The sequence below is a fragment of the Streptomyces halobius genome, from assembly GCF_023277745.1.
Classification (GTDB): Bacteria; Actinomycetota; Actinomycetes; order Streptomycetales; family Streptomycetaceae; genus Streptomyces; species Streptomyces halobius.
In genome coordinates, this window is record NZ_CP086322.1 from 6,381,220 (window position 1) to 6,395,059 (window position 13,840).

The window sequence follows — 13,840 nt, forward strand, 5'->3', positions numbered from 1 at the left end:
GACGCCTCTCGCCGGGGAGCAGTGGAGTCCAGGGGAGGGGCCCGGGGAGGGGCCCGGTGTGACGGCCGGCGCGCGATACCAACGACCTACGCCAAATACCCGCCGTCAATAGTCAGCACGCTCCCCGTGACGAACGACGCCTCCGGGCCGGCAAGGAAGACGATGCCTGCCGCGACCTCCTCCGGGCGTCCGTAGCGGCCCAATGCGTTGACCGAGCGCTGGACGTCCGCCGTTTCTCCGTCCGGTGAGTTCATGTCGGTGGCGACGGATCCGACCTGCAGGACGTTGACGGTGATGCCGCGGGGGCCCAGGTCGCGCGCCGCGCCCTTGGTGTAGCCGATGACGGCGGATTTGGCCGCCGCGTAGTCGGCTATGCCCTGGAAGATGGCGTGCTCCGCCAGGGCCGATCCGACGGTGATGATCCGGCCGCCGTCGCCCATGACGGGGCCCGCGGCCCGGATCGCCGCCACCACGCCGCCGACGTTGATGTCGAACTGGCGGTCAAGGGCCGGGGTGTCGCTGTCGGGTGCGTCGACGCGGCCGGTCACGAAGACCCCGGCGTTGTTCACGAGGATGTCGAGCGTGCCGAACGTCTCGACGACCTCGGCGACGAGCCCGGCGACCTGGCCGGGGTCGGCCTGGTCGGCCTGGAACGCGGCGGCACGGGCCCCGATGGCTTCGAGGCCGGCGACGACCTCCCGGGCCTTGCCGTGGGAGGCGGCGTAGCCGATCGCCACATCGGCGCCTTCCGCGGCCAGCGCACGGGCGGTCGCCGCACCGATGCCGCGCGAACCACCGGTTACCAGGGCCACTTTGCCGTTGAGCTTCTTCGACATGGGACGGTCAGCTCCGTTCGGAGTGCTGTAGCCAGTGGCTACTGGCCATCTGACGCCTGGCTCTCTGATCACCGAGCACGTGGTCGTCCGGCTCTTGGCCAACTGACTCTTGGTCATCGGTTACGCAGTTATGTACTAGTCGATCTAAAATGAACCATACAGGAGACGCCCGCGCCTCTCCAGCAGGAAGCCCCGGGGAGTTGGGAGGGAGGGGCCGGCTACGGAGCGCTACCCCCACGCCCCCCGGAGCCGCTCGTAAGCCCCGGTCCCCGCCCCCGCCCGGTCCAGGGCGTACAGCGCCGCGCCCAGAACCGGTGGCGCCGTCACCACCTGCGGTACGGCCTTGGGGGCGCGTTCGGCGAGGAGGTGGGACACCTGGTCGTGGAGGAGGGGATGGCGGGCGGCGAGGACGCCGCCGCCGAGGACGACCGGGACCGGTTCGAAGAGCAGATCCAGCCGTCGCAGGGCGACGGAGGCCATCAGGGCGATTTCCGCCGCCTGCTGGGACACGATCGCGCGGGCCACCGCGTCGCCGTCCGCCGCCACATCGAAGAGGCGCGGGGCCAGTTCATGGCGGCGCTGGTCGGGGACGTCCCGTAGATGGAGCGCTTCGATCAGTTCCAGCATGGTGGTCAGACCGAAGTGGGCGGGCAGGGCGCGGGACAGGACGGTGGGGGCGCCGCGGCCGTCCTCGGCGCGGGCCGCGTGCCACAGGGCCTCGTCGGCGAGGAAGGAGCCGCCGCCCCAGTCACCGGAGATCCGGCCGACGGAGGGGAAGCGGGCGGTGGCCCCGTGGCGGCCGAGCCCCGCGCAGTTGATGCCCGCGCCGCACACCACGGCGACGCCCACCCGGTCCCCGGCGTCCGGCAGCCCGGCCCGCAGCAGCGCGAAGGTGTCATTGCCGACGGTCACCGTCCGCGCCCATCCCCGGCCGGCGATCTCGGCCGTCAGCCCGGCCTCCTCGGCGGGCAGGTCGGCGTTGGCGAGATAGGCCGAGAGATGGGCGACCGGGCCTTCGAACCCGGCTTGTGCCAGGGCCGTTGACACCAGTGGCGCCAGGACGTCGACCGCGCGCCCGGGGCCCACCAGCGGCGGCTGGAAACCGCCGCCGCGGGCGGTGCCGAGCACCGTTCCGTCCGCGCTCACCAGGGCCACGTCCGTCTTGCTGTTGCCCGCGTCGATGGCGAGCGCCGTGCCGGTCAGGCCCACGTGAGGTGCTCCCGGTTGTGCGCGATCAGCTCGTCGGTGAGCCGGTCCGCGGCGTCGGTCTGGCCGATGAGCGGGTGGGCGAGGAGGGCGGTGAAGACGGCGCTTCTCCCGCCCTCCCGCGCGGCGCTTCTCCCGCCCTCCGCCCCGGCGTTTCTCCCGTTCCGCCGCCCGCCGCCCCGGCCGCCCGCCAACGCCGCCTCCAGCGCCAGGTGTTCGTAGGCCGTGACGTTCGCCATGAGCCCGGCGAACAGCGGCTCCACCGGGCGTACGGGCAGCGGTACGGCACCCCCGGCGCCCACCGTCGCGGGCACCTCGATCACCGCGTCGTCGGGAAGGAAGGGCAGGGTGCCGTTGTTGAGCGCGTTGACGATCTGGACGTCACCCGTGTCGCCCAACAGGGAGGACGTCAGCGCCACCGCCGCCTCCGAGTAGAACGCCCCGCCGCGCCGGCCCAGGAGCTCCGGCTTCTCGTCCAGGGCCGGATCGCCGTACGTGTCCAGCAGTTGCCGCTCGATGGCGGCGACCTCCGCCGCCCGGGACGGCTTGCTGCGCAGCTCCCGTACCACCTCGTCGTGCTGGTAGAAGTAGCGCAGGTAGTAGGAGGGGACGACGCCCAGGCGGTCGAGCAGCGAGCGGGGCATGCGCAAGTCGTCGGCGATGGCGTCGCCGTGTTCGGCCAGCAGCTTGGGGAGGACGTCCTCGCCTCCGACGCGTACCGCCCGCTCCCAGGTGAGGTGGTTGAGGCCGACGTGTTCCAGTGTGACCGCCTCCGGGCCGACCCCCAGCAAGTTGGCGAATTTGCGCTGGAAGCCGATGGCGACGTTGCACAGGCCAACGGCCTTGTGGCCGTGGCTGAGCAGTGCCCGGGTGACGATGCCCACCGGGTTGGTGAAGTCGACGATCCAGGCGTCGGGGCTGCGGCGGCGTACCCGCTCCGCGATGTCCAGGACGACGGGCACGGTGCGCAGCGCCTTCGCCAGACCGCCCGCGCCGGTGGTCTCCTGCCCGACGCAGCCGCACTCCAGCGGCCAGGTCTCGTCCTGATGGCGCGCGGCCTGCCCGCCGACGCGCAGCTGCAGGAGTACGGCGTCGGCGCCGTCGACACCGGCGTCCAGGTCATCGGTCCAGGTGACCCGCCCGGGGTGGCCCTGTTTGGCGAAGATCCTCCGGGCGAGCCGGCCGATCAGCTCCAGCCGGTCGGTGGCCGGGTCGATGAGGACGAGTTCCGCCAGCGGCAGCACATCACGCAACCGCGCGAAGCCGTCGATGAGTTCGGGGGTGTAGGTCGAGCCTCCGCCGACGACGGCGAGTGTGATCCGCGGGGACGGGGGGCGTCCCCCGGGGGACTGCGGCATGGTGGATCAGCCCTTCACTCCGGTGAGTGTGACGCCTTCGACGAAGGCTTTCTGTGCGAAGAAGAAGACGACGATGACCGGGGCCATGACCGGCGGCGTCGCGGCCATCGCCAGGTTCTTCCAGTTGACGCTGTGGGCGGTTGTGAAGGACTCCAGCCCGTAGGAGAGCGTCCAGGAGGCGGGGTTCTGCGCGGCGTGGATCTGTGGCCCGAAGTAGTCGTTCCAGCAGGAGAGGAACTGGAAGAGGGCGACGGCCGCGATGCAGCCTCTCGAAACGGGCGACGCTGTCGTCGAGGGCCTTCACCTCCCCCGGGTTGGACCAGCCGTGCCGGAACGTGGGCGTCACCGGCCTGGTCGGATCGTCACGATCACTGCCGACGCCCGGATTGGCGCAGCCCGACACCGGCAGCCCGGCGCCGGGCAGCGCCGCGGTGAGACAGCTGCCCATGCGCGTGAACGGCATGGCGGACTCCCTTGAGGACAGGGGAAGTGAGGGGATGGAACGGAGTTCGTTCGAACCGTTCACGCGATGTTTCACGCGGTCTTGAACACGGCATCGCGCGCCTCGGCCAGTGCCGTTTGCAGCGCGCCGATGAGAATCGGATTTTCCCCGATATCGCTGATCCGCAGCTCCGGCCGCGGCAGCGCGAGACCGGTGAACTCCTCTGCGACCAGGACCCGCAGCGGCTCCCCGCCGGCCTGGGCCACCTCACCGGACAGCACCACCAGCCGAGGGTCGACGACCGCGACCACGGCGGCGAGGCCCGTCGCGAGCCGGCGCGCCACCTCCGCCCGCACGTCGTCGCGGGCCAGCGCCTGCTCGACCGTACGGACCTCCGGGGCGCCGTACGTGTGCGCCAGCTCGACCACGCTCGGCGACCCGACGAGACGCTGGAACCCGCCGCCGGCATCCGGCCGCGCCGCGCTGCGATCGCCGCCCCGCGACAGGGGTGCGCCGGGCAGCGGCATATACCCGATCTCGCCGGCGCCGCCGGTGGCTCCGCGCAGCAACCGCCCGCCCAGCACGATCGCGGCGCCGACCCCTTCATCGGCCCACACCAGCACGAAGTCGTCGAAGTCCTGCGCGGCCCCGTCATGCTGCTCGGCGACGGCCGCCAGATTCACATCGTTCTCGATGACGATCGGCGTGCCCAGCACCTCGGCCAGCTCCTCCTTCAGGCGCCGCGAGTGCCAGCCCGGCAGGTGCGGCGCGTACCGCAGCGCGCCGGTCCGCGGGTCCAGCGCGCCGGGCGTGCCGATCACCGCCCCGTGCAGCTGCTCGCGCCCCAGCCCGGCCTTGGCCAGCGCTCCGTCCACGGCTGTCGCCACCAGCCGCGCGGTCCCGTTCGGCACTGCCTCGTCCGCCGCGTCTGTGCCGACGCGTTCCTCCCCGAGCACCTGCCCGGTGATGTCGGCGACGGCCGCGGTGATCCCCAGCTGGTCCACGGCCAGCGCGGCGATATGCGCCGCGACCGGATTGACCTCGTACAGCCGCGCGTTCGGCCCCGGCCGTCCGGTGACATTCCCGGTCGTCCGCACCAGCCCCGCGGCCTCCAGCCGGGCCAGCAGCTGCGAGGCGGTCGGCTTCGACAGCCCGGTCAGCTCGCCGATCTGCGTACGGGTCAGCGGCCCCTGCGACACCAGCAGATCGAGCGCGGCCCGGTCGTTCATGGCCCGCAACACCCGGGGCGTCCCGGGTGTCCCCCGCGTACCGTGCCCACCGGCCATGACCGCCACCCCGTTCCGCCGCGTCGACGGCCGCCGTCCTCGCGTCGGCGGGCCGGGCGGCATCTGTTAGGAAACCTTCCAGTTGATGGGAAGGTAGGTCGCGGGTCAGGGCCGCGTCAATGGTTCCTACGCGGCGAGTTGGCGGGAGCCGTAGTTCGCGGGCGAGGGGTATGGCTCCCGCATGATCCGCGGCGGGGCAGACAGCCCCACCAGGAGTCCGTGCGGGAGTCATGCCCTCAATTCCCCCTGAGTTCGGCGCAGATGACGAGGGGGGGGCTGCCCCGGCTGTCCGCCGGGGCTCCCCCCTTCATGCCGAAGTCCGGCCCGGCAGCGCCTACTTCCCCAGACGCGGCTTGGAGATCGGCTGCGACGCCGGCGACCGCGGGGAGGTCCGGGTGTCGAGGGCCGAGGGGGCGGCCAGGGCGGCGGACGGGTCGGTGGGCCGTTCCCCGGCTTCCTCCGGGGCGGGGCGCGGGGCCAACCGGATGTCGGCGGCGTCCAGAGCCCGCTTGATGCGCCAGCGCAGTTCGCGTTCGATGCCGAGGGCCTTGCCGGGCATGGCCTTGGCCGAGACGCTGAGGGTGACCGCGTCGAGGTACACCTCGCTCAGGCCGAGCACCTCCACCGGCTCCCACAGCTGCTCGTTCCAGGGCTCGGCCTTGGACATCTCCTCGCCGACGGTGGTGATGATCTCCCGGGCGCGGTCCAGGTCCTGGTCGGCGGCTATCAGGACGTCGACGTTCGCCGTCGACCAGCCCTGGCTGAGGTTGCCGATCCGTTTCACCTCGCCGTTGCGGATGTACCAGATGGCGCCGTTGGGGCCGCGCAGCTTGGTGACGCGCAGGCCGACCTCGATGACCGTACCGGTGGCCACACCCGCGTCGATCTCGTCGCCGACGCCGTACTGGTCCTCCAGGATCATGAAGACGCCGGAGAGGAAGTCGGTGACCAGGTTGCGGGCGCCGAAGCCGATCGCGACACCCGCCACGCCCGCGCTGGCGAGCAGCGGCGCCAGATTGATCTTCAGCACGGACAGCACCGTGAGGGACGCCGTGCCCATGATCAGGAAGGAGGCGGCGCTGCGCAGCACCGAGCCGATGGCCTCGGAGCGCTGCCGGCGGCGCTCGGCGACGGGGGAACCTCCCTCCCGGGCGGAGCCGGAGCCGGGGGAGAGGAGGCCGCCCAGCGCCGTGCCCTGGGCGGACGCGGTGCGGTTCATCCGCTCGATCAACTTGGTGATGGTGCGGCGTATCACATGGCGCAGCACCACCGCGATCACGATGATCAGCAGGATCCGCAGGCCGGACTCGACCCACGTCCCCCAGTTCTCCTCCACCCAGCCGGCGGCGTTGGTGGCCTTCTCCGTGGCCTCGTCGAGCGAGGTCGGGCCGGTGGAAACCGGTGCGGCGGCGCCCAGTGGTGCGGCGGCCGGAGAAGCGGACCAGTACACAGCAGAACCTTCCGTGTGGGACAGCGCACCCGGACCGCGGCGCCCCCCTGAAGGACCGCGGTGTCCCCCGGAGCCGGGCGGACGAACGGGGTGGACCAACCACACTAACGGGGCAACCGGGGCGGTCCGCGCCCGTGTTCGAGCCGGATGGCCACCTCGCAGGAGGGACGTGCGGCGGTGTGGTGGAAAACACCTCCGACCCGTTACGCGGTCATGGTGGCGCTCCGACCAGGCACCGGGGGACACTGTGGGGAGATCGTCCCGGCGCGAGCCACGCGCCGCCGGCGTACAAGGAGGCACCCGTGCCGCATGTCCTGGTCCTCAACGCGTCGTACGAGCCGCTCGGCGTCGTACCGCTCCGCCGTGCGCTCATCCTCGTACTCAATGAGAAGGCTGTGAGTCTTGAGGAGTCCGGCGCCCTGATGCACAGTGCGACCCGTGTCATCCCCGCTCCGAGCGTGGTCCGCTTGAAGCGGTTCGTGCGGGTGCCCTTTCGCGGCCCCGTTCCACTGACCCGCCGGGCGCTGTTCGCACGTGACGGCGGGCGCTGTATGTACTGCGGTGGCGTCGCAACCAGCGTCGACCACGTCATCCCGCGCAGTCGCGGCGGTCAGCACACCTGGGAGAACGTCGTCGCCGCCTGCCGGCGGTGCAATCACGTCAAGGCCGACCGCCATGTCGCCGAGATCGGCTGGCGGCTGCGTCATCAGCCCGCCCCGCCGTCCGGACTCGCCTGGCGGATCATCGGCACCGGGCATAGGGATCCGCGCTGGCTGCCGTACTTGCAGCCGTATGGCGCGGATGACGCCCTAGCCCGGATCGACGCCGTGTCGGCATAGGTCCGGGTTTCTGCGTCACAGCTCCGGGTTCCTGCGTCCTGGGGCCGGACGGGAGCCGCGCGTACGCAGCTCCCGTCCGGCCCCAGGACGGGAGCTCATCCGTCCCCGTGCGGGCCCTTCCCGCCGCCCCGGCCGCCCGGCTCCTCGCCCGCCCGGCCGGGGCCCGCCGCGCCCTGCTGCCCCACCACGGCGTATGCCTCCACCGACCAGAGCGAGTACCCGAACCGGGTGGCCCGCTTGTCGCCCTGCACCCGGACGAAGCGGACATTCTCGGCGTCCATCCGCACCGCCTCCCGGCCCCCCTTGCCGTCCCGTACGGTGGCCGCGGTCCGCCAGCTCCGGCCGTCCGGTGAGACCTGGACGCGGTAGCCGGCGGCATAGGCGTCCTGCCAGTTCAGGACGACCAGGCCGAGGCGGGTCGGGCGGGGCAGCGCGAACTGCAGCCAGGCGCTGTCCTCGGCACGCGAGGACCAGCGGGTCTTCGGGTTGCCGTCGGTGGCCGCGGACGCCGGGAACGCCCTGGTCTCGTCACCGGACGAGGTGGCCGCGGCGCCCCGTGCCAGGTCCTTGCCGCCGGTCCGCGGATAGACCCGTACGGTCAGCGTCCGCTCCTCGCCCCCGAAGGCGACCGGAATCTCATATGTCCCGGAGCGCGCGCCCTCGGGAACCCCGACCGCGATACGGACCGTGGCGGTGCCCCCGCGCGGCGCCGTGACCTGCTCCGGGGCGTGCACCGTGAAGCCCTTGGGCGCCTTGACCGTCAGCTTCTCCCGGACGTCACCGGGACGGCGGGAGAAGACCCGGGCGTCCACCGTCGCCCGGCCGCCGGTCTCCGCGTCCGCCTCCTTGCGGGACAGCTCCAGACCGGCCGGCGGGGTGTCGTCGAACCACGGGGTGAGCGCGTGGACGGACGGGGCCGCCGTGCCCTTCGCCCACGACAGCCGGACCGCGTCGGCCCGCAGGCCGTGCGTGTGCGACTCGGTCCAGCCGGTCGCGGAGAGCGGGCCCAGGCGCCGCCAGCCCGCGCCGGGGACCCGTGCCTCCAGGGAGACGGCGGTCGCGTCGGCGCCCGGTTCGGTCAGCGCGGTGATCGCGCTCAGCGGGCGGGGCCGCTCGAAGGGCACGGTCAGCGAGGTGGGATCGGCGCCCTCGGTGGGCCGCGGGGAGTCGCGGCGCGCACCCGTCCAGGCGTCGGCCTCGGTCATCGACCGCTCCAGGAACGGCGCGAGCACCCCCTTGCCGACCGTCACCGGGCTCCGCTTGATCTCCTGGCGCAGGCGCCGCGCGGTGCGCTGGGCGGACCAGGCGGTGTCGCCGTCGCCGTGGGCCTGCGCCATCAGCGTGTCCACGGCACGCTCACCGGCCCGGCCGTAACGGGCCAACTGCTCGGCCCACGGCCGCACTTCGGCCGCCAGATCCGAGTTCAGGTTCTTCGGCGCGGTGCTCATGGTGCGGAACGCGGCCCGCAGTGCCTTCGCCGCCTTCGCGAAGTCCGTGTCCCGGCCGGGCCTGCCCCGGTTGGTCGCGGCCTCCCGGGCCTTCCAGAAGCGGTCGATCAGCGGCCGCAGATACGCCGACTCGTCCCAGGCCAGGACGGACGACGCGGCGTTGCCGGCGAGGGCGCGCAGTGCGGCACGGGCCCGCGGATCGCCGCCCGCCAGATCGTCGATGGCCGCGTCCCAGGACTCCGACGGGTCGTAGGCGCGCGGATTCCAGGCGAAGTCCGCGGCCGTGAACAGCGGGACGCGGGAGGCCACCGGCTGCTCCATGGCGTTGGCGAGCAGCACCGCCGAGCCGGTGGCGACGGCCGGCTCGCGCCCCGTGTACGGGCCGAGGAAGATCCGGTCCCGGGCGTAGTCGTTGACCGGGTAGTTGTCCATGGTGACCAGCGGATGGCGGAACGCCGCGCGGGTGGCGGACAGTTCACCGCCGGTGATGGTCCGCGGCACCACACCGATGCCGGTCCAGGCCACCTCGACCCGGTCGTCGAGCACCTCGGACAGCGCGTCCCGGTACGCCGTCGCGCCGTCCTGGTAGTACTCGGTCGGCATCAGCGACAGCGGCGCCGACGCCGGGTGCCGCTCCCTGAGGTGCTCGGCGAGCGTGTTGGCCACCTTCGCCTGCGCCGCGGCGGCGGCCTGCGGGCCCGAGCCGAAGGTCTCCTCGTCGGCGCCGCAGTGCCATTCGCGGTAGCTGACGTCCTGGAACTGCAGCTGGAAGGAGCGCACCCCCAGCGCCCACATCGCGTCCACCTTGCGCCGCAGCGCCCGCATGTCCTCCTCGGACGACAGACACATCGCCTGGCCGGGGGCGATCGCCCAGCCCAGGGTGACGTGGTTGGCGCGGGCCCGCTCGGCCAGCGCCCGGAAGCCGGCACGTTCCCGGGCCGGGTACGGCTCGCGCCACCGGGCCTGCCGGAACGGGTCGTCGCCCGGCGCGTACAGATAGCGGTTCTGCTTGGTGCGCCCCATGAAGTCCAGCTGGGCGAGCCGCTGCGCCAGGCTCCACGGCCGGCCGAAGAACCCCTCGGTGGTGCCGCGCACCCCGGTGCCGGGCCAGTCCCGTACGACCACCGAGGCCAGCTGCCGACCACCGCCCTGATCACTGTCCGTGACCAGCTGCCGCAGCGTCTGCGCGGCGTGGAACAGCCCGTCCGGACCGACGCCGTCCAGCGCGACCGTGTCACGGCCCGCGACCTGGCCGACGGCGAGGCGGTAGCCGCCGGACGGCAGATCCCCGCGGGCGGGCGCGCTGAGCGCCCTCAGCGCGTCATCGGCCTGCTTCCCGCCGACCCGGATCACCGGCCCGGCAGCGGGCACCGGCTCGCCAGGAACCACCTGCCGGACCGTGTGCACCCCGGCGTCCCGCAGCAGCCCGCGCAGCACGTCCAGGGTGTACGGATCGGTCTCCACCGGGGCCACCAGCGCGACCTCGCCACCGAGCGGCACGGCGGCGCCGAGCTCCTTCATCGACTGGGGGCGCGGCCAGACGGCGGGCGGCCGCGCCGCACCGGCCGGCCGGTCGGGCCGGTCGGGGGTTCCGATGGAGGGATCCGCGGGCTGCGCCGCCTGCGCGCCGGGCGTACCGCCCAGCAGCCCCCCTATGACCGCGGCGGCCAGCGCGGTGGTCCCCGCCACCCGCGCGCGCGTGCGCCCGCTGCCCGCCTCGCTGCTCCTGCCGCCCCTGCCCCTACCGATTCTTCCGACGCTCCACACGCCCCGGACTCGCACGGCTGCTCCTCGTCCCCACTCACTGTGCGTGCCGACTCCCGCCGGCGCCCCCCGCCGATGCCCGTTCGGACAGACCTTCGGCTGTGAGCCCACCATTGTGGCGGTGAGGGTGTCAACCGCGAGATGGGGGGTCCCGGAGGCCGGTTCCGCCCGGCCGGGCGTGGTGCCAGTGCCAACGGGGCCCAGTGATCCGTAGCGCTGGGGAGGGGAGAGGGCCGCCGCGCAACAACCGGCGCCCGTAGCGCTGGGAAGCGGGGCGCCGCGCAGCAGCCGGAGCCCGCAGAACTTCCTTCCGGATGCCCGTTTCCTCCATACTCTCTGCGCCCTGCGGCGTCCGCCGCCGTGAAATCGCCTGCGACGGTACGATGTGAGGTGGCCCACGTTTGCTGTGTGGTGACGTCTGCGATCGTGTCCAGTGGGTAGGGCAGCCATGTCCTACTACCGATGAACGGGAGGCCCTGGTGGCCGCATCCGCTCAGCTGCTCCTCGATGCCCTGTCCTCCAAACCGGGAGGTGCGCAGATGGAGCCCGATCTGTTCGACGGAGTCTCCGACCCCGATTCCGGCCTCGACGGCTCCGGATCCCTCAGCTTCACCGAGCCGCCGCTCACCAGCGAGCCGCCGCTCGCCGACGCCGCCCCGCTGACCAGCGAGGTCCCCATCGCCGCGGAACTGCCACTGACCAGCGAGCCCACGGCCGCCGGCCTGGGCACGGAGTCCATGGAGGTCTGACGCCCCATGGGCCGCGCTCGGCTCGCCCGGTTGCACGGCATCATCACGTCCTACGCCCCCTCGCCGGGCAGGACCGTCCACACCGGTGACGACACCCTCGTCGCCGTGCTCGCCGCCCTCGGCGTCGACGCCTCGACCCCGGACGCCGTACGCGCCGCCCTCGACGCACACCGGGACGACGGGCGCACCCCCGACGCCCCTGAGGCCATGAGGGAGTGCCGCACCCTCCTCCCCCGTACCGTCGTCGTGCGCCCGCACCGGCCGCCCGACCTCACCGGGCTCCCCGAAGGCACCGCCCTGCGGGTGGAGACCGAGGACGGGCAGAGCCGCGAGACGGTGACGGAGGCCGGGCCCGCCCGCCCACCGGCCGCGCCCGGTCGGCGCCCCGCCGGGTCCCCGGACGCCGGCCCACGGGACCCCTCGGCCCGGCAGGTCCTCGCCGGGCTGCCCCTGGGCGTCCACGTACTCCACGCCCGCACCCCCGACGGCCGCTCCGCCCGCGCCCACCTCATCGTCGCGCCCGACCGGGTCCCCGCCCCGCCCGCCCGCAGCCACGGCTTCATGGTGCAGCTCTACTCGCTGCTCTCCCGGCACTCCTGGGGCATGGGCGACCTCGGGGACCTCGCCGACCTCGCCGCCTGGTCCGGCCGCGCCCTGGGCACCGGCTTCGTCCAGCTCAACCCGCTGCACGCGGCCGTCCCCGGCCCGCCCACCGACCCGTCCCCGTACCGCCCCTCCTCGCGCCGCTTCCCCGACCCCGTCCATCTGCGGATCGAGCACATCCCGGAGTACGCCCAGCTGACCGGCGCGGCCCTGTTACGCGCCGCCGAGCTGGCCGGCCGTGCCGAGACGCTGCGTACCGACGTCCTCGAACGGGGCGCGCTGATCGACCGGGACGCGGTCTGGGGCCTGAAGAAACAAGCCCTGGAGCTGCTCTGCGCGGTCCCGCTCACCCCGGGCCGGCGCGCCGCCTACTGCGACTTCCTCGCCGAACAGGGCCAGGCCCTGGACGACCACGCCACCTGGTGCGCCATCGCCGAGCGGCACGGGCCCGACTGGCGCGGCTGGCCCGCCGAGCTACGCGATCCACGGTCACCGGGGACGGCCCGGCTGCGCACCCGGCTGCTGGACCGGATCGACTTCCACTGCCGCCTCGCCTGGCTCACCGACCAGCAGCTCGGCGCCGCGCAGCAGGCCGCGCGGGACGCCGGCATGAATATGGGTCTGGTGCACGACCTCGCCGTCGGCGTCCATCCCTCCGGCGCCGACACCTGGGCGCAGCAGGACGCCTTCGCCGAAGGCATCTCCATCGGGGCACCGCCCGACGCCTTCAATCCCCGCGGTCAGGACTGGGGCCTGCCGCCCTGGCGGCCCGACGCACTGGCCGCCGCGGGCTACGCCCCCTACCGGGAGCTGCTGCGCGGGCTGCTGCGGCATGCCGGGGCGCTGCGTATCGACCATGTGATGGGGCTGTTCCGGCTGTGGTGGATCCCGGAGGGCCGTCCGCCGACGGAGGGCACCTACGTCCGCTACGACGGCGAGGCGATGCTGTCGGTGCTGGCCCTGGAGGCGCACCGGACCGGCGCGGCGGTGATCGGCGAGGACTTGGGGACCGTGGAGCCCGGTGTACGGGGCGCGCTCGCCGAGCGGGGGGTGCTGGGGACGTCGGTCCTGTGGTTCGAGCGGGATTACGGGGCGGGCGGGACGGTGGACGGGGGCGGCCCGGGGGCCGCCGAGGGCTCTGGGGAAGGTGGGACTGCCGAGCGCGCCGGGGAAGGCCGGGGGGCCGCCGGGAGCTCCGGGGGCGGTCCGGGGGCCGTTCACGGCTCCAAGGACGGCGAAGGACCGGGAGGCGCCGAGGACTTCGAGGGTGTCGAGGACTCCGGGTCCGTCGTGCCCGAGGCCCGGATCCTGGCCCCCGACGAGTGGCGCAGCGACTGCCTGGCCACCGTCACCACCCACGATCTGCCGACCACCGCCGCCCGGCTGTCCGGCGAGGATCTCGCGCTGCGTGAGCGGCTGGGGCTGCTGGCCGGCCCGCCGCAGCGGGAGCGGGCCCGTGCGGCGTACGAACTCGCCGAGTGGCTGGGTGAGTTGGCGCGCCAGGGGCTGCTGCCCGAGGGCGCGGGCGACGAGGAGGCGGCGGTCCGGGCCGTGCACCGTTTTCTGCTGCGGACCCCGGCGCGGATGGTCGGGGTGTGGCTGCCGGACGCGGTGGGGGACCGCCGGCCGCAGAACCTCCCCGGTACATGGGATGAATACCCGAACTGGCGGCTGCCGATCGCCGGTCCCGACGGGCGCCCGCAGACCCTCGAAGAGCTGGCGGCCTCGCCCCGACTGCACGCCCTGATGCGGGAGTTGTCCGACGGAAGCCGGTAGTGCGCCGGGCGTTGGCGCCCGCCGCCGCACCACCCTTCCGGTCCGTCGTGCCGTCCGGCACCATGCCCTGGACGCAGCCAGAC

General features: G+C 73.6%; 9 protein-coding genes and 1 pseudogene. 3 read left to right on the forward strand and 7 right to left on the reverse strand.

Features of this window, described 5'->3' with window-relative positions; genetic code table 11:
* Positions 1 to 86: 86 nt before the first annotated feature.
* From K9S39_RS28935 to K9S39_RS28965, 6 genes and pseudogenes are all read right to left on the reverse strand, one after another.
* Positions 87 to 836, reverse strand: coding sequence for an SDR family NAD(P)-dependent oxidoreductase (locus tag K9S39_RS28935; RefSeq protein ID WP_248866285.1), 750 nt, complete (start codon positions 834 to 836; stop codon positions 87 to 89).
* A 228-nt stretch (positions 837 to 1,064) separates the two neighbouring features.
* Positions 1,065 to 2,045 (reverse strand): N-acetylglucosamine kinase, encoded by a 981-nt coding sequence (locus tag K9S39_RS28940; RefSeq protein WP_248866286.1) that lies wholly within the window; start codon positions 2,043 to 2,045, stop codon positions 1,065 to 1,067.
* Positions 2,036 to 3,361, reverse strand: a complete 1,326-nt coding sequence (locus tag K9S39_RS28945; protein WP_248869013.1) for a 6-phospho-beta-glucosidase — start codon at positions 3,359 to 3,361, stop codon at positions 2,036 to 2,038. Before K9S39_RS28945 ends, K9S39_RS28940 begins: the two co-directional genes overlap by 10 nt.
* Positions 3,362 to 3,406: 45 nt before the next feature.
* Positions 3,407 to 3,664: pseudogene (locus K9S39_RS28950) on the reverse strand (carbohydrate ABC transporter permease); the annotation flags it as partial.
* Between the two features lie 270 nt (positions 3,665 to 3,934).
* A complete protein-coding gene (locus K9S39_RS28960) occupies positions 3,935 to 5,071 on the reverse strand; it encodes an ROK family transcriptional regulator (RefSeq protein ID WP_248866287.1) in 1,137 nt (378 codons plus the stop codon).
* Positions 5,072 to 5,462: 391 nt separating this feature from the next.
* Entirely contained in the window at positions 5,463 to 6,578 is a 1,116-nt protein-coding gene (locus tag K9S39_RS28965) for a mechanosensitive ion channel family protein (RefSeq protein ID WP_248866288.1), read from the reverse strand.
* Between the two features lie 302 nt (positions 6,579 to 6,880).
* Here K9S39_RS28965 and K9S39_RS28970 point away from each other — a divergent pair, with 302 nt between their 5' ends.
* A complete protein-coding gene (locus tag K9S39_RS28970; RefSeq protein WP_018088296.1) occupies positions 6,881 to 7,417 on the forward strand; it encodes an HNH endonuclease in 537 nt (178 codons plus the stop codon).
* Positions 7,418 to 7,512: 95 nt separating this feature from the next.
* On the opposite strand, the gene K9S39_RS28975 is transcribed toward K9S39_RS28970, so the two are convergent.
* Positions 7,513 to 10,554, reverse strand: coding sequence for a beta-N-acetylglucosaminidase domain-containing protein (locus K9S39_RS28975; RefSeq protein WP_248866289.1), 3,042 nt, complete (start codon positions 10,552 to 10,554; stop codon positions 7,513 to 7,515).
* Between the two features lie 554 nt (positions 10,555 to 11,108).
* Here K9S39_RS28975 and K9S39_RS28980 point away from each other — a divergent pair.
* Positions 11,109 to 11,378, forward strand: a complete 270-nt coding sequence (locus tag K9S39_RS28980) for a hypothetical protein (RefSeq protein ID WP_248866290.1) — start codon at positions 11,109 to 11,111, stop codon at positions 11,376 to 11,378.
* Between the two features lie 6 nt (positions 11,379 to 11,384).
* Positions 11,385 to 13,757 carry a 4-alpha-glucanotransferase gene (malQ, locus tag K9S39_RS28985; protein WP_248866291.1) on the forward strand — a complete coding sequence of 791 codons (2,373 nt, stop codon included), beginning with the start codon at positions 11,385 to 11,387 and terminating at the stop codon, positions 13,755 to 13,757.
* The last annotated feature ends 83 nt before the right edge of the window (positions 13,758 to 13,840 follow it).

Bases quoted from the DNA above. Each gene is read 5' to 3' on its own strand.
- K9S39_RS28935 (WP_248866285.1), bottom strand. From the start codon at position 836: ATGTCGAAGAAGCTCAACGGCAAAGTGGCCCTGGTAACCGGTGGTTCG.
- K9S39_RS28960 (WP_248866287.1), bottom strand. From the start codon at position 5,071: ATGAACGACCGGGCCGCGCTCGATCTGCTGGTGTCGCAGGGGCCGCTG.
- malQ (WP_248866291.1), top strand. From the start codon at position 11,385: ATGGGCCGCGCTCGGCTCGCCCGGTTGCACGGCATCATCACGTCCTAC.